Here is an 18,568-nt window from a genome sequence, read left to right as displayed (position 1 = left end):
TTTCGTATCTAAGACGTAATTCTCTTGAGATTCTTTACATTTTAGAATGATATCAGGTCGTATTTTAGATGAATATCCCGAAATAGGTTTCCAAAAACTTTTAGTTACTTGAGCTGAAACAAGATGTGTTTTTAATTTTCTTTTCAGCGTCACTAAAATAAACTGCTCCCATAAACTATTCATATCAAACATTAAAGCCAATACATCATTTCGACCTTTGGAAATATCAGGATGATAATTCAACAATAATAATTTAGAAATTTCTAATGCAGTTTGATAATGCTGATTTTTTCGATCAAAAACTATATTTTTGAATGTAGACTCATTTACTTTAATCTCTTTCATTTCAGGAAAGTTTAAAGTCAATGCACCAATTCTTCCTTTTATAAGAGAGTTTGAATTTATATGTGCTAAAAGTTTTATCGTTTTGAATAAGATTTCATGAATAGAATGTTCATTAGAATATTGCGTATATTTTACATAAAATCGTTCTTTATGAACCAAATTATGAGCAATATGTTTTGAAAACTTTAAAGCACCTTTTAAAGACGTTTGATTTCCTTCATTTTTACGGTATCTTTTAATCAAACCTCTATGAAGTAAGTATTCGATTTCTGAAACAAATAACTCAAAGTACAGTTCTAAAATTGAATTTGATTTTAACTTCAAAGAACTCGAACCTGTTGATTTTACATCAAATCCCCAAACGGATTTGATCATTCCAATCAATAAATCACGCCATTTTTCTTCTCCTCCTTTATCTGTCTTAGGTAAGACTTCAATGGTCGTTTTACCAATCTGAATTATACCTACATGTTCATTGAATTGAACACCATTTCTTAAGAGTTTAAAAAATGGTGTATAATTTCCGTGATAGCGTTCTAAAGCTTCATGAATTTGCTTTTCTTTTTCGTCTTTTAGATTGAAAAAACGTTTTTCATGCTCAAAAACTGTGATATGATTCTGCTTATTCAAAATACTATTGATTCATTAATAATTTAATAGCATCACCAAAATTTTCAGGATTCCCTTTGTGATTAATAATCTCGTAAGACTCTTTTTCCTCAAATTGAGAATAATCTAAATGCTCAAAATTAGCAAATACTGAATCCTGTTTCATTTTTTTAATAAATCCAGCTCCTAATACCAAACCAATTTTACCATAATCACCAAAGAAATATTCTTGTAAAAGAGGAATTATATTTTTGTAAAATGAATCGATAATCGTTGTTTCATTTTTATTGATAAAATAAGCATGACCAATTTGATGATCTTTGTCTAGTAATTTTTCAATTCTTTTATTAATTGTTTCTAATAGGTGAGATGCTGTAAATCCAAATAAATCTTGCTGTAAACCTTCTAAGCCATATTTTGGAGGCATTTCTTCAAATACAAAACGGCGTCTAAGCGGAGTATCTAGTGCTTCAACACTACGATCTGCTGTGTTCATCGTACCAATGATGTAAAGGTTAGACGGAACTCCAAATTTCTCTTTCGAATAAGGTAGAGTTACTTCAATTGCTTCGTCATTTCCTAATCGTTTATCTTCTTCAATTAATGTAATTAATTCACCAAAAATCTGTGATACATTTCCTCTGTTTATTTCATCGATGAAAAGTGCATACTTATTAAATGGATCACGTTTAGCTCTATCAGCAACACGTTTAAATATACCATCTTCAATTTTATATTTTAGTTCACTATCTTCATTTTCTAAATCAGGTTTTATACCTTCTATAAAATCTTCATAAGTAAAAGATTGATGAAAAGTAACGAACTCATAGTTATTTATTAATTTATTTGGAGAAGGATTAAAATTTTTAAATGAATTAAATACTTCAATAATTTCAGGATATAATTCTTTAACTAGCTCCGAATTGATCGTCCAATTTGAATTCTCATCTTTTGAAAAATATAGTGGATTCTGTCTTTTTTCAACATTTACATTCGGACAATCATTGATTGTATGAGCTTGCAATTGTCCCCAAATGGTAGGAACAATGGTTTTAGAAGATGAATGTGATTCTTTTATTTTGATTAATTCATGATCATTAATTTCAGTTACTTTAGCATTTTTAATATCCATTAAAACAAGTGTAATTACTTGCCACCAACTTAATGGTTTTACCAATTCATTTAAAAATTGATCTCTAGAGATTGAGTCTTCTTTTACCGTAAATAAATCAAAGAATCTTCTTTTTAAACTATATGTTTTTCCTGTACCAGGAGGTCCGTATAAGATTTGGTTTAGAGGGAATTCCATCAGTTTTTTATTTATAGTTGATTGTGAATGAATAGTATTTATTATTTCTCTAACTTTATCTCCAATATTTTCCTCTAAATACAATAAAGAATCCGCAAGTTTTTTAATTAAATTTTCTTCGTCAAAAGAGAATACTTTATTAAATCTAATACTTTTTGAATTTTGCCAAGTAAACCATTCTATATTTTCGGCAAGTGAACTTATATTTTGATAAAAATTATCTTTTGATTCTTGATTACCTTCAAAATGAATTTCAGTATATATTTTGTTTCTTCTTGATATTATTTCATAATGAGCAACCGTATCTCCAATTCCATTTTGATTATCTGTTATCCATACCCATCTAGAATTATTTTTTACTTCAGAAATTTTAAAATTATTAAGAATATTATTTTCGCCTAATAAATAAACTTTTAATTCATTAATAATTTGACAAAACTTTAATGTCATATTTTTTATATCTATAGTTAAATATTCATTTAATAATTCATCATCAATAGCAATTTTATATAACTCTTTAATATTATATTTTCGGTATTGTGATTTTTCTTGGCTAGGTAGATATTCTTTACAGCATTTTAACCAATATTTTGTAAATAAATCTATATTATCAATTACATTATCAAATGAAAATGAAACAAGAAATGCATTAGGGTCGTGTTTTTCAAACGATTCTTTTTTTAGATAAGGAATATTTTTAAAATTACTCCAGTCTTCTTGATTTATCATAAAACCAAACTCATATCCATCTTTTACATAAAGAATCAGTCGACTATTCAAATTAACAGAAAACCTCTTTCTGTAATCATTTCTTACATTTAATACAAATCTTTCATCATCTTCAGAGATAGAATTGTCTTTAATAAACTTATTGATAAAATTAAAAAATACTTTAATAGCTTCAGGATGTGCTATAGAATCTATACGTTTTTTAATATCTATATCCATCACCTATTCTTCTTAAAATTCTCTGCCTGTTCCAATACATTCTTATACACATCATCCTGTGTAATAGGAGGGTAGCCGTATTGATGTAACTTCACGATGATATCCATTTTTAATTGAGCTTTAATATCATCACGTTCAGCCCAATCAGGATATTGAGAGGCGTTGTCTACAATCTTTTTTATTTCACGAGCTAGTTCTAGCATTTTATCTTTATCGAATTCAAACCCATAATTTTTACAGATGACATCCAAAATATCGTAGAACGCTTTTTCTTCATAATCGATTCCTAAATCTTCGAATGAAGCCATTTCAGTGCGTAATTTGATGATTAAATCTAGCATTTGTTCTGCTGTATCAGCTTGAATACCATCATAATCTAAAATATCTTTTTCACTACGCTCGTTGTAACGATCTACAATGCTTTTTAAACGATCAGCAAAGTCTTGACCTTTCACTTTATTCACTTTTTTAAAGTCAGTAATCGTTTGTTTTAGTAAACGTTCTAAGATTTTAATCTTTGTGTTCGGTAATTCAAGATTAGAGATTTTCTCAATGAATTTATCGTTAAACAAATCAATGGCATTGGCTTTATTATCATCCAGTTTAAAGATTTCTTCAACTCCTTCCGAAATGATCGCTTCCTCAACCAATTTAGCCACTTTAGCATTCATTTGTTCAGTATCGGGAGCATCGCCTTTGGTTAATTTTACGACAATGGATTTCACTGCAAAATAAAAATGAATTTCATCTACTTCTTTAGGCGTGTACAATTCAGAACCGCTCACTAAATTATAGGCAGATTTCAATTTCTTCGTTACATTCACAAAGAATTTCTCTGATTCTTCGGTCTGTAAAACCAATTCAGAAGCTTTATTTAAACAGTTTAAACGTTCAACAGGATTTCCTTGGTAGTATAATGTAGCATCAAACTGATGGAAATATTGACGTAATAAATCCATTTGATCTCTAACGATGATTTCAGCTTGTTTTAAATCTTCAAAATCATCATCAGCAGTTTGATTATTGAACATCCCTAAAGCCTTATTCAAGTTCTTTTTGATTCCTATGTAATCAACTACTAATCCGCGATCTTTTCCTTCGTATTTACGATTAACACGAGAAATCGTTTGAATTAAGTTGTGCGTTTGTAAAGGCTTATCAATATAAATGGTATCTAAGAAGGGAACATCAAATCCTGTTAACCACATATCAACTACAATGGCAATTTTGAAGTTAGATTTGATTTGTTTAAACTGTCGGTCTAATTCTTTTCGTTCATCTTTATTACCCAAAAGTTCCCAAAGCTCTTTTTCATCATCTTTATTGCGTGTCATCACCATTTTTACACGCTCAATTGGCTTGATATCTTTTTGTTCCTTTTCAGTTAATCCATCCGAAATATTCAATTCTCCCCATTCTGGTCGTAAGGCTAATAGTTCTTGGTACAATTTATAAGCAATGGTACGCGAAGCACACACAAACATCGCTTTTCCTGCAACAGTAGCACGTTCATCGATACGTTTTTCATAATGAGCTATAAAATCTTGTGCAATAGCTTTAATTCGATCCGTATCACCTAAAACCACTTCCATTTTAGCAATCGCTTTTTGGCTGGCTTCTACATGATATTCAGAAGCGCCTTCAGCTACTGCGTTTTCGTAATAATTTTCAATGTCTTGAACTTTATTATAATCCAAATTGACTTTAGCCGCTCTTCCTTCATAAACCAAACGAACCGTAATTTCATCATTTACCGATTCGAACATCGTATATTGATCCACCACCTCTCCAAAGACTTCTAACGTTTTATCGATAGGTGTTCCTGTAAATCCAACATAGGTTGCATTAGGTAAAGAATCGTGCAAATATTTAGCAAAACCATAGGATTTTGTCACTCCTTTTTCCTCGTCAATTTTTACTTTTAAGTCTAAATTCACTTGTGAGCGGTGGGCTTCATCCGAAATACAAATAATATTGGTGCGATCGGATAAGATTTCAGCATCTTCAGCAAATTTCTGAACCGTCGTTAAATAAACACCACCACTTTCGATGCCTCTTAAACGTACTCGTAAATCAGCTCTTGATTCGATATTGATGATATTTTCATCTCCAATGAATTTCTTGGCATTGGTAAAATCCTTCGATAACTGATCGTCTAAATCGGTACGGTCTGAAATGATAATAATCGTAGGACTTGCAAAATCAGTTGAACGCATCAATAAACGCGTTAAATACAGCATCGTATAACTCTTTCCACAACCCGTCGCCCCAAAGTATGTTCCACCTTTTCCATCGCCTTCAGGTTTACGATGTGCTTTGATGTTTTGATACAATTTATTGGCAGCATAATATTGTGGATAACGACTTAAGACTTTTAACTCGTGTTTAGAAGAATCAGGAAACAAAACAAAATGATGAATAATATCGACCAATCTTGATTGATTCAACATTCCATGTACAATAGAAGTTGTGGTTTCTATACCTGTTAAGGCTTTCTTCTCGTCACCTGTAATTTTATTCCATCCGTAATAAAACTCGTATGGAGAGAATACCGTTCCTGCTTTGTTATTCACCCCATCACTGATTACAGTAAATACATTGTATTTTAAAAGCTCTGGAATATCACGACGATAACGAGTTGTAAGCTGTTTATACGCATCGTGAATGGTAATTTCTTCTTCAATGGCTGTTTTAAATTCAAAAACCACGACTGGAATTCCATTGATGTATAAAATCAAATCAGGAATACGTAATTCGCTTCCTTGAATTTCTAATTGATTAACAATCTTGAAGGTATTATTTTGGATATTTTCTACATCAATATAACGAATATGTAAATCTTTTTTTGATGGATCGTTGCGTTTAAAAATCAAACCATCTGCCAAAAGCTTACAAATTGTCTTATTAGATTCGTATAGGGTAGAAGTAGACTGAAAAGCCAACTCATTGATTAAACTTTCAATTTCTATTTCTTCTAAGTCAGGATAGCTGTTGAAAAGAAAAGCATGTAAATCTTCTTTGAGTAAAACTTCTTGATTGGAAGTTCTTGTTAATTCTTTTCCGTTTATATAGTGATAGCCTTCTGTTTCCAAAAGGCTTATAAATGCTTGTTCTAATTGTGATTCAGTGTATTTCATGTATTTTATAGTAGTTTTTGGTATTTGGATTAATGAGATTGATTCATTAAATCTTCAATTGTTTTCATTTGTTTAATCAAATCTGTCCAAGATAAACTTTCTCCAACAATCATATTTTGTTGCATGATTTTATAATCCTCTTCCCATTGAGCAATTATTTCATCTGGTGGTAGAATACTCAATTTTCCTTTTTCGTGATTGGAGTAATCGACACCTCGTAAAGGAGTTACCTTTTTACGATGCTCCACTATGGTTTCAAACAACTCATTATCAGCAAGAGCTTGTTCTCCAAATCCTGCAATCATCATTTTATCTAAATCGTACAAATGACGCGTTAATCTGTCGGTTCTAATTTTATCTATCGGTTTTGAAAATTCTTCATGTAATAATAAAACCTTCTCTATAAATGTTCGTGTTGGTACAACCACTTGTACATCAAATCCTTCCGATGTAAAGGGTAACGCTTTGTAATTTTCATCAATAAACGAAAGAATGGTTTTTGTTTCTGCTGGTTCTGTTAATGATCTTGCTCCCATTTCTAATAAGACTCTTTGTTGGATATAAGGATTGGTCATTGGAACTACAGATTGATAATACACTTCCAATGTATTCGGGTCGCTGGTATCGTCAACTTTATCATTATATCGTATTACATATTGGTCACGATGAATGCCCAATTGATCCAATTGATGCATCAATTCTTCTCTAAACTCATTGATAATAAATGAACCCGATGCTTTTCTTAGTTTCTTGATTTTTGTTCCTGAATCCAAGTCGTCAAAACCTAACAAATGCCGATCTATAATTAAATCAATATCTTCTGAAAATCGATCAATGATATGATAGGCTTTACTTAAAGAAGTACCACCTTTATAAATAATGGAATTTGCATAGTACGATTGAAAAATAGCTTTCAATAAAATACACACCCACCAATCCTTTTCTACAACAAATGCAGGCAAACCTTTGGCTATACCTGTTTGTTCTAAAACTTGTATCTTTTGTTCTGTTGATAGGTTAATCCACATTTTGAGAAGTTGTATAAAGGTTATTGATGTGTTTCTGTATCCAAACCGGTGCATATTTTACCTGCTTTTGGACCACTTGGGAGTCGAGCTGCACTACAGAAGGCTTTATTTTTTCTATAAATTCTTCGGTTACGTTGTTTTGGCCCACCTCTTTAAACGCTTGTACAATCAAATGCAGCAATTCATCTTTTATGGCAAAACTTTTAGGAACCGTTTTTTTGAATTGAATGGTACGGTTTCCTATTTTAATTTCTCGTTGTGAACCATCGGACAAATACACCGCTTTTAGAGGAACTTGTGTGGTTAGCCCCAACAAATACAAAGCGAATACACCTGTTGGGGCAATACGTGCTTTGTCACGTTGTGCTATTTGCTTGGCTATTTCTTCCGTAGTAGGATAGAGGATACCTAACAACGCATCTCTTTTGGGTTTTAGATAAATGCCTTGAGCCAAACGTTCTAATACGCCTTCATTGACCAAACGAAAAAGTGTTAAACGGATATTACCAGCTGAACCATACGCATAGAAATCTTCAGCGAAAAATATTTCGCCTAATGATGATTTTAAAATCTTTGTTTCTATTTGATTTTTAGAGGATTTCACTTGGTGTTATCTTTTTATTTTGTAACAAATTTAGTAAAAATTTGTTACAAAATCACGTTTGTTTAAATTACTGAGTAATGATTTTTTTATAAATTAAATAAAAAATCTATAATCATATTCTGAAGTTCCTATATTATTTACTAGTTTACCAATTCTAGCTATTTCATTAGATGAAAATATTGTTGCGGGCAATTGAGAATACATATTTAGGGAATTCCAATTCATTTTTGAAAGTCCTAATATTTCATTTGAAATTTGTTCTAAAGAACTATTACCATAATGTCTAATTATCTTTAATGGTTTAGGTATATACCTTCCTCCAGGATAAAAATTAAAATTATGGTTTTGAACTGCTGGAATTATTCCATGTGTCCATAGTAATGCTGAGTTATATGATAATTGAATACAAGTGCCTCTAGCCACTGAAAAACCATCTATTTTAGCTTCTCCATTTATAATTTTGCTAGAAACATATTTTATATCCTCTTCAAAATTAATTTCAATTAAATCAACATTTTCGACATTAGCATTTTCTAATAAACTATCACATATTCCATCTTTTTCCTCTTGAGTAAAAAAAGTTCTTTTATGTATCACGACACGCTTTGGTATTTCGTTCATTGATTCATAAAATAAATTAATAATTGATCTTCCAAAATCATATGCATCATCGTAAGACAAATGAGGTTTTTTGTCTCTCCATTGAATTTTATCATTACTTAATTTAGATAATTTATATTTTAATCCTTCACCATTTGAAGTGTATAAATGACTGCATCCTAGTACAATATGATTTTTATTTTGTTTATCAATACTATATCCAATTCCTGCGAATGCTGTTTCATTTGTTGAATTTTCAACTAACCAGGGTGTACGGAAAGATTTTACGTAAAATGATAAAGAAAGCCACCAAATTACTTGACATTCTTGTTTATAATCTAATATTGTTCTTTCTGTAATAAATTGAGATGTTAAACCTTTTTCTGCACAAAAAGCTTTTATATAATCATGTAAATCAAATGATTCTATATTGTTAGAATAAGATGTGTAGGGTAACCATTTATTAGGAATAAAAATGACAATAATCTTTTGACTACCTGATGCACTTATTTTAAGAATTTCTGAACAAATAGTCTCTTTTATAGAATGTGAAATAGCTCTCGAATCATTTTGTAAATTAATCGTATTAATTTTTTTCCAATCCTCAGATTCGATTTCAGGTATTTTTAATTTGACTTTATAAGTGTCTTCAAACCCTTCGTAATTAATTACATAATTTTCCTTTGGATTGGTGGTTGATATTTTTTTATTCAATTTATTAAGAAAATTAAACAATTGATTACTATATTCATCAATACATAATACTGAAAGTTTTATTTCTTTTTTTAAAAAATGATTAACACCTGTTTCAAATGGATTATATTGAACTAACCCTTTCATTGGATGTGGTTCGAAACTTCTTTTACCTCCATTTACGGAACTAAATATCAAGTTTGGTTCTTTAAATTTTACACCTTTATAACTTATCAAATTTGCAGGTACATTATGTGATTCATCACGAGATTTTGTTAAATCATCAATTATAGTAAATATTGGATTCTTTGTTACCTTGAAACTAAAACCCGAATTAGAACTTATTGGATAATCAAATTCTGATGTATTGATAAATAATCTTTTTCTCCATTTATCTACATAGTCATTAAATTTATTATTCCATATTTGATGAAAATATTCTAATCCTATTCCATGTAAATCATTTTTAGATTCTACATAAAAATCAGGATTTAATGTCAAATAATACTGTTTATTGATTATTTCAATGTCTAAGCGAATAGCACTATATACCTTTTGTCCTTTAATAGTTTTCCAATCATTAGCATCCCATAATTTTCTTTTGAAATCAGTATTTAAATTACTACTAGAAGAATAATATTTACATAAAGATGAAAGAAACAAGTATATCAGATTATTAGATGTATTTGATATTTCCGTAATTGGTTTTCGACCTAACTTACCATTTATCAAATTTTCAAAAGCATTATGAATACTATCAGCAGTACCTAATGTCCAAATTTGATTGCCTATTGGAACTGCTGTAATATTTTTATTTGACAAAATATTTTCATTTAAATAATCCCATGTTTTTCCAGAAATTTTATGCTCAAAAACATAAACTTCTTTTGGAAATTGAATTGGAAAACAATTACTTTTTAAAACTGTACTAGATTTTCTTTGTACTAGATTAAATGGAGTTGACTCAATATTTTTACTACTATTTTTTACAATAGATTTAAATTCTTCATCTAATTCTTTATTAGATGCTAAAATTAATTGGCTAATTTGACGTATTGCAATATCAAAACCCTCTGTAGCTATGTAAAAAGCTTTATTTCTAGTCTTATTTGCATGGTTTATTAATTCAGTAACAGTTTTACTTTTATTTTCATGATAACCACACCAATATAGTCTACCACCACCATCTTTTGAATAAACATCTTTTAATGTATTCATTAATGAATGATCTCTACCACTATACCCTAAAACAATTAAATGTTTATCTGCTAAATATTCAATCATTTTTTCACGAAAAACTTCATCTTGCTTTTTAAGTTCTTCTTCTGTGTTTTTTAAATCACCATATTTAAAATCTCCGTGTAATTTTATAATAGGTAATTCGGAAATATTTTGAGCACGACTATTTATTCTTGAAGTATTATCTAAAGAAATATCTATAGATTGAAATCTCTGTGATATACAAGCATCTCGTATTAAATCATCGAAATTAGTTGTCCAAACACTATCTAAAAATCCAAATTTTGCTAATAATGCTGTTCCTTTATAACCTATAGATGGTTGAGCATTTGAACAAATTTTTTGAAAATACTTTCTTCTATCATCATCAATTGGAAAACATTCATTAGCGTAAAATGAATATTCTATATCTGAATCTTTGGTCGGAAATCTTCCTTGATTATCTAACCAATTCTGGATTATGTTTTGATTTTTTTTATTTTTAAAATTTTCTAAAGATTCATCTGAAATGTTATTATTAGTCTCGTAAATCATTTTTTTCCATTCCCAAATACAATCAGAAGCAGATTGTATTCCAGATGATATAGAACATCCAGCACCTAATAAAAATGCATATTTATCATTTTTAGAGATAATCAAGGATCTTTTGAATTTATCAAAATCTAATTCCATAAGTTTTTTTCTAGTAGTTAATTTTGAATATTAGTTAGTTTACCTCTCCAACGTTGCCAAGCGACTTAGTAACAACGATTGCAGTTGAGTGAGTTTTTGGTTATTTATTTTTAAAAGTTTTAAATAAAAAAATAGCCATTGTACCAGCTAAATTTACCGCTAGTTCACTATGTCTTTCAGATGGTTTAATACTTTTTTTACTTTTTCCATGAGCATCTCCAAGTTTATTTCTTAAAGCTCCTAATCCGCTGACAATACTACTTGACCCTCCCAAAATTTGTTTAAATATTTGTTCTTGATGATTTTCAGGAGCTAGATTTAAAGACTTTGCTACTTCTTTATATAATTCGGGAAGATCCGCTCCATCATTGTATTCAATATTTTGTTCATCTAAAATATGTTTTAGAATACTTTCAATTAATGTTCTTGCTAATGTGATTGCACCTTCAGGTTCAGTTTGCTTCCTGTCAAGTGCTTTTTGCCACTGATTATGTATATGTGCTTCATCAAACACAATAATTTCTTCCAAAGGAGAAATAGTTTTCTTTTCCAAATAATTAAGTAATGGAGAGAATTCATTCCACAAAAATTCTCTTCGCTCTTGATATGTACTAAATCTTCCTTTTATGAATGTCCAAAATTGATCAATTGTTCTCTTAGATACTATCCATTCAGGTAAGAATTTTTCAATTGATTTATTTTCAAGTAATCTTCTTCTAATCTCAATATATAATTGATTATTAAAGTCTCCACCTGTTGCATGAGCTACGATTCCATCCTGAAAATATTCGACTAATTGAAGTTCATTCAGTTTTTTTATGAGCTGTAATTCTTGATCCATAAATAATTGCGTTTATAGTATTTCACCCCTCCAATGTTGCTAAGCGACTTAACAACAACGATTGAAGTTGAGCGAGTTTTTGGTTATTTTATTCTAGTAATTTTATCGATATTTTCTGGAGATTTATTTAAAATATTTAATCCATTAATTGATAAACGATAAGGATATTTTCTTTCTGTAGGTAAATGTTTTAGAAGTTTTTCATATATCAAATATCCTCTACCATTATAAATCTCTTCGAAAGTTCCATCTTTACTGATATTGATTGCAATATAATAGTCTGGTATCTTAGATAAGTCTTTTGTAAAATAGAAATAATTATTAAAAGAAGCTTTGATTTGGACTCTTTTAGTATCGTCTTTTGTTACATAACCATCATAAATTGGTACATTATCACTAAATAATGTTATACCATAATATTCAGCAACTAAAACTTCGCCAATATCACCTACTAGTTTACCATCTAAAGTAAACTTCTTATTATGATGCTTAAAATTTTCTTGCAGTTGTTTTATTACTGTAAATAATTGATCTATTTCCTTTTTCATTTAAGTTTTAGTCGTTAATTCTTTTCGTGTTAATTATATTTCTTCAATTTCTTTTGTTATCTCTAATAAATTTTGGATTTTGTCTTTAATGATTGATTTCATTTCACCATTTAAAATTGCTTTCATAGCGTAGGAATGCCAATTTGGATGAATTGGGAATTTTTGAAATGCACAACGGTTATTACCTCCACCAACAATATCTTTTATTTTAATAAATGAAGATGTTTCGCTATTCTCACTTTTGGGTACAAATCCTATGATTAAGTTATTTAGACCTTTTTTACCAAATTCCATAAATAAATTATAGTTTTTGTATTGAGGTATTGTAAACCAAAATCCAGCCCAAGATGTATTTACATAATCCCCTTCGGTGCTATTAAATACAAGATTAAGTTCTTCTGCTATCTCCTGCATCTGAGGTAAAAGAACAGTATTAATAATATTGTTTCTTACTTTACTTAGATTATCTGCAATGGTATAAGCAGCTTCTAAATTTTCTAACGTAGATAGTTTATCTATTAATTCTTGCGACATAGTATTAGCAGTTGAGTTGTTTGTTAACGATTTGATATGATTAGTATATTGGATAAGTGTTTCTCTAACGATAGGTGAACGAGCCGAAATTTCAATACAACGCTCTAACCAAGCTAAAATAATTTCGCTATATGAAACTTGTATATAGTCTACAACTTCTTTATCAGCATTGCTTGATTCGTTCCCTTGTAGAGTTAAATAAAGTAATTTAAATTGATCGCCAAATTCTCGTTTTCCAAAATTTTGATAACGCAATAACTGATCATGTTGATCGCCTGCATAAATTTTATTTTCTAACAATATAGCTTGGCTACATGAGTTACGAATTAATATATCTAAACGTCCAAAGACAGAAGCGTTTTCTGTGACCACAGTTACATTTTGGATTATAAAATCGAAACTATCTTCGATTAAATCACTTCTTTTAAGTGTTTTAATAAAGGATTCTAGAAATTTAGCTCCAAAGTTATGTGTTCCATTAGGGTTAAGTATCTCAGCTAAAATGGCTGAATGTGTATTTTCGTAATGATCCACTCCACAAATTCTAAACATATTAAAATCTTCCCCATTGGCAGAAGTTTTTAACTCTTTGTGTTTATTAAACCATTTTACCTCGTTTAATAGGTTGTCAATATGACTCATATTTTAAGTTATTTTTTTATAGTAGTTTAGTTATAGTTTACCCCTCCAACGTTGCCAAACGACTTAACAACAACGATTGTAGTTGGGAGTGTTTTGTATTTTTTACCCAAAGAAGCAATGGAACTGATCTTCTTTTATAATCGCTAATAAATCTTGTAAATTATCAGCAATTGGGTGTGGATCGTACAACTCCCATTTACCTGAAGCTCGCATCCAATACAAGGACCAAGAATTCGTGGTTTTCGTAAATCGTATTTTTGCAAAATCGGACTGAATTAACTCATTCGGATTATTCCAAAATGGACGAATCGTATATAAAATAGCAGTATTCTTTTCCCAAGAATACCCAAAATCTAATTGTTTGCGTATCTCGTGATCTTCTGGTCGTAAGCTTTCTACAAATTGTTTAATATATGCTTCGCTAATACTAATTTCTTTTCCCATTTGTGTTGATTCTTATAGTAGTTTAATTTTTCTTTACCCCTCCAACGTTGCTAAGCGACTTAACAACAGCGATTGAAGTTGAGTGAGTTGTTTATTTTGGTCTTTTAAATTGTAAACTTGATAAAAACAATTTTTAAATATATTTTCCATTTTATCCTCAATCTCTTTTGAACCAAATATAATTTTTCTGAATTTTAAATCTTCATCAAATGTAATCTGTGGAAATGTACCTGATCTTCCTTCTGCAGAATCTTGAAAATCTTTAATCGTCTCATCAGATATTAAATAATAATATATTCTATATAATCCCAATTCATTATTTAATCTTCTTAATACCATTAATTTAGTAGAAACCACATAATCATCTGCATCATTTCTTACCAATGCAAATCTTCTATTGTTCGGTCTGATTTCACTATACAATATGTCATCCTTTTTGATAGATTTTTTAGCCTGACCTGGCATTTCATCCACATTCATATATTCAGAATGTAAAAATTCACCATTTAATATATCTGATGTATTAAAAAAGATTAATTGTTTCTTCTTAAAATCATGAGACTTAGAGAAACTTTGAATAAAGTTCCCTAATTCTTTCACCTCCCAACCTTCAGGAATTTCCTTTTCTAATTCTTGGTTGTACACCATTTTCCCTGCCGTCCTTAACTCCGTTTGCGGGGCAGGTAAACTGGTTTTTAGTTGAGTAATTCCGCCTGCTTTTTCAATTTGCCTGCTTATCCAAGTTCTACCATAGCCTGTTTTTAAATCTTTTTCTCTTTTTGCAGCTTCTTCCTTTGTTGCAAAACTTTCCCAATGAATAACTTTTAAAGGTTTATTAAGTTTTGTCCATTCAGCACCTTCTCCCATATAGTGTTCGTAAAACCTACGGTATAAATCATTCGTCATTCCTTTATAAACAGAATCGTTCTCACATAAGATAAGATATACAAACCAAGTTTTGCCATCTGAAACGGGTAAACCACCGACCCTACTATATGTACAAACACTTCCTATCTTAGTAATATATTCATCGATTGGCAGATTTTGGTTTACCTGCCCGTGAGGACGATAGCTCGAAGGAAGGCAGGGAAATTCAAAATCAACAAACCATTGCTTGTATAAGGTTTGTGCTGTAGCTTCTAACTTTTCGCAGATTTGTTCGTTGACTATTATTTTGTTTGCTACCGCTTGGTATTGGGCAACAATCTCGCGTTGTTTTTCGATGGATGGAATCTCAATTTCAATTGATTTCAAGGCATCTAAACTTAATCCTCCACGTACATCTGCATCTGTATAAAACCAACATTGCCTATCAAGCTCACTTCTTCTAAACCAAAGCATTAAATATTCCGGAAGTACAGTTGCATCTATTACTTCAAATACATCATAAGCTGGAGAAACAATAAATGGATAATCAAAAGTAGACATTGATATAGGTAATCGTTTATCTCTACCAACGTGCATTCTATTACATGCAAATTGATTTTTTACAACAACTTTATATTTTTTCAAATCAACACCAATCGTATTTGCTACGGAAGGCATAAAGAATTTATCAATATTAATTCCGTAGAGAATAGTTGCAATACCATCTACATTTTTATTGGAAACAAATTTGACAATATCTCCTAACTTTTTATAATTCATAACCCAACGATTTAAATACGTTAGCTACCTCTTGTTTCAAAGCTTCTTCTTGCTGAAACAAGTCTTTCAATTCTGTTTGCAAGGTTTGCATTTGGGTATCGTAGTCGATATTTTCGTCACGGTTTACAAACGCTATGTATTTGCTTGGCACTAACGAATAATCTTTTTTACGAATCTCTTCTAAGGTTGCAGCGTAACAATATTCGGGAACGTTTGCGTAAGTTGGGGCGAATTGCAATTCGCCCTTACATTCGCCCTTATTTTTATTTCCCTTACTTTCGCTTTTATATGTCTGCCAATTATGATAGGTTGCTGCAATCTGCTCAATATCTTGTTCAGCAAACTGAATGAATTTCTTTTCAAACGGTTCACCCTTTTGTCGTAAATCCATAAACAACACTTCACCTTCACGATTGCGATAGTTTTTTACGCCATCGTTAACTTCAACAGTGCGTTCTGTTTTATTGCGGTTCAAAATCCAAAGCGTTACCGAAATATCTGTAGAGTAAAACATAGATTGTGGTAGAATAACAATCGCTTCTACCAAGTCGTTTTCTATAATTTGTTTACGGATTTTGTATTCTTCACCACCACCCGAAAGAGCGCCATTGGCTAAGATAAAACCAGCCACACCGTTTTGCGAAAGTTTAGAAATCATATTCAAAATCCACGCATAATTGGCATTAGATTTTGGAGGAACTTCGTAACCCGTCCAACGTGGATCGTCCGTTAATTCGTTTTCAGCGCGCCAATCTTTTAAGTTGAACGGCGGATTCGCCATGATGTAATCGGCTTTCAGTTCTTTGTGCTGATCGTCACCAAATGTATCGGCGGCTTTGTTACCTAAATTGGCAGAAATTCCACGAATGGCTAAGTTCATTTTAGCGAGTTTAAACGTGGTATTCGTTAACTCTTGTCCGTAAATGGAAATGTCTTTTTTGTTTCCTTGGTGTTTCTCAATAAACTTCAACGACTGTACAAACATACCACCCGAACCACAAGAAGGGTCATAGATTTTACCTTTGTAGGGTTCAATCATTTCGGCTATTAAGTTTACAATCGACTTCGGGGTATAGAATTCACCTTTTCCTTTTCCTTCGGCAATCGCAAACTTGCTCAAGAAATATTCGTACACACGCCCCACAATATCTTGGGCTTCATCACGAAGGGTATCGATGTTGTTGATGGTATCCAATAAAGCGGAAAATTTAGATTGATCTAATCCCAATCGAGAGAAATAGTTATCGGGTAACGCACCTTCTAAGGATTTGTTCGTCCGTTCTATGGTTTTAAGTGCGGTATCTACTTTTAGGGTAATGTCTTCTTGTTTGGCGTTTTCGATAATGTACTCCCAACGCGATTCCTCAGGTAAATAGAATACATTTTCTGCCTGATAAAATTCTGGTATTTCTAAGAAAGCTTCTTTACCTTCTACAATCAATGCTGACCTGCGTTTAATGAATTTATCACTTGCGAATTTCAAGAAGATTAAACTCAATACCACATGTTTATATTCTGACGGTTCTATCGAACCACGTAATTTATTTGCTGCATCCCAAAGGATTTCTTCTGTACTTTTTGTTTGTACTTTTTTAGCCATAAATGCTTATCAATTCTTTTTTGTAAATATACAAATACAATAACTGCAAATAAAGTCATAATAACGGATAATTATTTACGGTAAACCATATTTGTTAATGTTTTTCAAATATAATGAAGTATAGCGACAAAATAAGACGCTATGATAATAAACAACGAATAAAAAGGTAGAATAGGATAGAAGCTTTTGAAATAAAAAAGTATATTTATCAAAACTTAAATTGATGTGTCAAGTTTATTCTGATGTCACGTTTTGTACCTGTTCTGATTTTGAAATCGATCAAGTTCAATCATTAAAAAATTACTGGGTTTTGTATCGTTTCAATGAAGCGTTAGACCTTGTAATTGTCGGCGAAATAATGTTAGATGATATGTTGAAAAATTATAATCCAAATAATTTGGTTGAACTTGTACTAAAAAAACTAAATAACAATACGCTGTTTGATAAATCAATTGATTTTGAAGACAAAGATCGGTTACACGTTTCGATTGAATTGAATCAAGTAAACCTAAACTATGGGTTCGAATATGAAGCTAATAGTTGGTCAGAAATTGAATATGATTATTTTACTTGGGCGAATAGTTACGAAGAAAAAAATGGAGGAGAGGTAAAGCTTTACGAATTGTTATAAATTTATAAAATGAGCCGATTATTTATGCTAATCGGCTCATGTTTTTTAATAGTGTAATTTTTTTTCCTTTAGTAAAACCTTTTTCGCGAAAGAAATTGTATTTTCATTTTTAATGATTGAATAGTCAATTTCTCTTGATTCGAATTGATTAGTTAGTGCTTTTAGAAAGTGAGCTCGTGCAGCTACCCATCCAGTATTACCCACCTCTTTATTGAAGGAGTTAATTACTTCTTGATCTGAAAGTGAAATCAAGTTTTTTTCAAATTTTTCAGTTAAATTTTCCATTGTTTTGATACTTTAATTTATTAAACAGTATCAATCATTAAGAATTTAGAGAGTGACAATTTTTTGACTGAACAGCCCTCATCGCTTTACCACCGTGGTTTGTTAAACTCGGTTGGTGTACTTAATGTACTCTTGATGATTGAATCTTTTATAAAAGTATTAATTATGATTTAATATTCAAAATTAATTTAATTCCTCTTATGCCTCACCAA

The 18,568-nt window shown here is 30.6% G+C and carries 14 protein-coding genes and 1 riboswitch; of the genes, 1 reads left to right on the top strand and 13 read right to left on the bottom strand.

Annotation, left to right across the window (positions count from 1 at the left end):
* From B4G36_RS13255 to B4G36_RS13200, 12 genes are all read right to left on the bottom strand, one after another.
* Positions 1-975 (bottom strand): McrC family protein (locus B4G36_RS13255; protein WP_291064302.1); only part of this gene is annotated, 975 nt, incomplete at its 3' end.
* A gap of 4 nt (positions 976-979) precedes the next feature.
* On the bottom strand, positions 980-3,211 hold the full coding sequence (locus B4G36_RS13250) for an AAA family ATPase (protein WP_291064301.1): 2,232 nt from the start codon (positions 3,209-3,211) through the stop codon (positions 980-982).
* The gene (locus B4G36_RS13245) at positions 3,211-6,348 is read right to left on the bottom strand and encodes a type I restriction endonuclease subunit R (protein WP_291064300.1); all 3,138 of its coding nucleotides are present in this window, start codon (positions 6,346-6,348) and stop codon (positions 3,211-3,213) included. The genes B4G36_RS13250 and B4G36_RS13245 overlap by 1 nt, the downstream gene beginning before the upstream one ends.
* Positions 6,349-6,377: 29 nt before the next feature.
* The gene (locus B4G36_RS13240) at positions 6,378-7,376 is read right to left on the bottom strand and encodes a nucleotidyl transferase AbiEii/AbiGii toxin family protein (protein ID WP_291064299.1); all 999 of its coding nucleotides are present in this window, start codon (positions 7,374-7,376) and stop codon (positions 6,378-6,380) included.
* Positions 7,366-7,980, bottom strand: a complete 615-nt coding sequence (locus B4G36_RS13235) for a DUF6088 family protein (protein ID WP_291064298.1) — start codon at positions 7,978-7,980, stop codon at positions 7,366-7,368. Before B4G36_RS13235 ends, B4G36_RS13240 begins: the two co-directional genes overlap by 11 nt.
* 93 nt (positions 7,981-8,073) lie before the next feature.
* Positions 8,074-11,184: an SIR2 family protein gene (locus B4G36_RS13230; protein ID WP_291064297.1), complete on the bottom strand. Its 3,111-nt coding sequence runs from the start codon at positions 11,182-11,184 to the stop codon at positions 8,074-8,076.
* Positions 11,185-11,284: 100 nt separating this feature from the next.
* Positions 11,285-12,025, bottom strand: coding sequence for an abortive infection family protein (locus tag B4G36_RS13225; protein ID WP_291064296.1), 741 nt, complete (start codon positions 12,023-12,025; stop codon positions 11,285-11,287).
* An 83-nt stretch (positions 12,026-12,108) separates the two neighbouring features.
* On the bottom strand, positions 12,109-12,573 hold the full coding sequence (locus B4G36_RS13220) for a DUF6998 domain-containing protein (RefSeq protein ID WP_291064295.1): 465 nt from the start codon (positions 12,571-12,573) through the stop codon (positions 12,109-12,111).
* A gap of 33 nt (positions 12,574-12,606) precedes the next feature.
* On the bottom strand, positions 12,607-13,749 hold the full coding sequence (locus tag B4G36_RS13215) for a PD-(D/E)XK nuclease family protein (RefSeq protein ID WP_291064294.1): 1,143 nt from the start codon (positions 13,747-13,749) through the stop codon (positions 12,607-12,609).
* 102 nt (positions 13,750-13,851) lie between these two features.
* Positions 13,852-14,193 carry a DUF3024 domain-containing protein gene (locus B4G36_RS13210; RefSeq protein WP_291064293.1) on the bottom strand — a complete coding sequence of 114 codons (342 nt, stop codon included), beginning with the start codon at positions 14,191-14,193 and terminating at the stop codon, positions 13,852-13,854.
* A 33-nt stretch (positions 14,194-14,226) separates the two neighbouring features.
* Positions 14,227-15,840 carry a restriction endonuclease subunit S gene (locus B4G36_RS13205; RefSeq protein ID WP_291064292.1) on the bottom strand — a complete coding sequence of 538 codons (1,614 nt, stop codon included), beginning with the start codon at positions 15,838-15,840 and terminating at the stop codon, positions 14,227-14,229.
* Complete coding sequence (locus B4G36_RS13200; protein ID WP_291064291.1) at positions 15,830-17,440, bottom strand: type I restriction-modification system subunit M; 1,611 nt, start codon at positions 17,438-17,440, stop codon at positions 15,830-15,832. Before B4G36_RS13200 ends, B4G36_RS13205 begins: the two co-directional genes overlap by 11 nt.
* Before the next feature lie 223 nt (positions 17,441-17,663).
* Here B4G36_RS13200 and B4G36_RS13195 point away from each other — a divergent pair, with 223 nt between their 5' ends.
* Positions 17,664-18,071 carry a hypothetical protein gene (locus B4G36_RS13195; RefSeq protein WP_286495927.1) on the top strand — a complete coding sequence of 136 codons (408 nt, stop codon included), beginning with the start codon at positions 17,664-17,666 and terminating at the stop codon, positions 18,069-18,071.
* Between the two features lie 45 nt (positions 18,072-18,116).
* Here B4G36_RS13195 and B4G36_RS13190 read toward each other — a convergent pair whose 3' ends face one another.
* Positions 18,117-18,356 (bottom strand): hypothetical protein, encoded by a 240-nt coding sequence (locus tag B4G36_RS13190; RefSeq protein ID WP_038330370.1) that lies wholly within the window; start codon positions 18,354-18,356, stop codon positions 18,117-18,119.
* A 49-nt stretch (positions 18,357-18,405) separates the two neighbouring features.
* Positions 18,406-18,500, bottom strand: a riboswitch (SAM-I-IV-variant riboswitch).
* Between the last annotated feature and the right edge of the window lie 68 nt (positions 18,501-18,568).

Source organism: Empedobacter sp. UBA3239 (assembly GCF_002362875.1).
Lineage (GTDB): Bacteria > Bacteroidota > Bacteroidia > Flavobacteriales > Weeksellaceae > Empedobacter > Empedobacter falsenii_B.
This window is presented reverse-complemented; position numbering and strand designations above follow the sequence as displayed.

Excerpts from the sequence above, each read along its gene's own strand:
- B4G36_RS13225 (WP_291064296.1), bottom strand. The coding sequence starts at position 12,025 with ATGGATCAAGAATTACAGCTCATAAAAAAACTGAATGAACTTCAATTA.
- B4G36_RS13195 (WP_286495927.1), top strand. The coding sequence starts at position 17,664 with ATGTGTCAAGTTTATTCTGATGTCACGTTTTGTACCTGTTCTGATTTT.
- B4G36_RS13215 (WP_291064294.1), bottom strand. The coding sequence starts at position 13,749 with ATGAGTCATATTGACAACCTATTAAACGAGGTAAAATGGTTTAATAAA.
- B4G36_RS13220 (WP_291064295.1), bottom strand. The coding sequence starts at position 12,573 with ATGAAAAAGGAAATAGATCAATTATTTACAGTAATAAAACAACTGCAA.
- B4G36_RS13210 (WP_291064293.1), bottom strand. The coding sequence starts at position 14,193 with ATGGGAAAAGAAATTAGTATTAGCGAAGCATATATTAAACAATTTGTA.
- B4G36_RS13200 (WP_291064291.1), bottom strand. The coding sequence starts at position 17,440 with ATGGCTAAAAAAGTACAAACAAAAAGTACAGAAGAAATCCTTTGGGAT.
- B4G36_RS13240 (WP_291064299.1), bottom strand. The coding sequence starts at position 7,376 with ATGTGGATTAACCTATCAACAGAACAAAAGATACAAGTTTTAGAACAA.
- B4G36_RS13230 (WP_291064297.1), bottom strand. The coding sequence starts at position 11,184 with ATGGAATTAGATTTTGATAAATTCAAAAGATCCTTGATTATCTCTAAA.
- B4G36_RS13250 (WP_291064301.1), bottom strand. The coding sequence starts at position 3,211 with ATGGATATAGATATTAAAAAACGTATAGATTCTATAGCACATCCTGAA.
- B4G36_RS13190 (WP_038330370.1), bottom strand. The coding sequence starts at position 18,356 with ATGGAAAATTTAACTGAAAAATTTGAAAAAAACTTGATTTCACTTTCA.
- B4G36_RS13205 (WP_291064292.1), bottom strand. The coding sequence starts at position 15,840 with ATGAATTATAAAAAGTTAGGAGATATTGTCAAATTTGTTTCCAATAAA.
- B4G36_RS13245 (WP_291064300.1), bottom strand. The coding sequence starts at position 6,348 with ATGAAATACACTGAATCACAATTAGAACAAGCATTTATAAGCCTTTTG.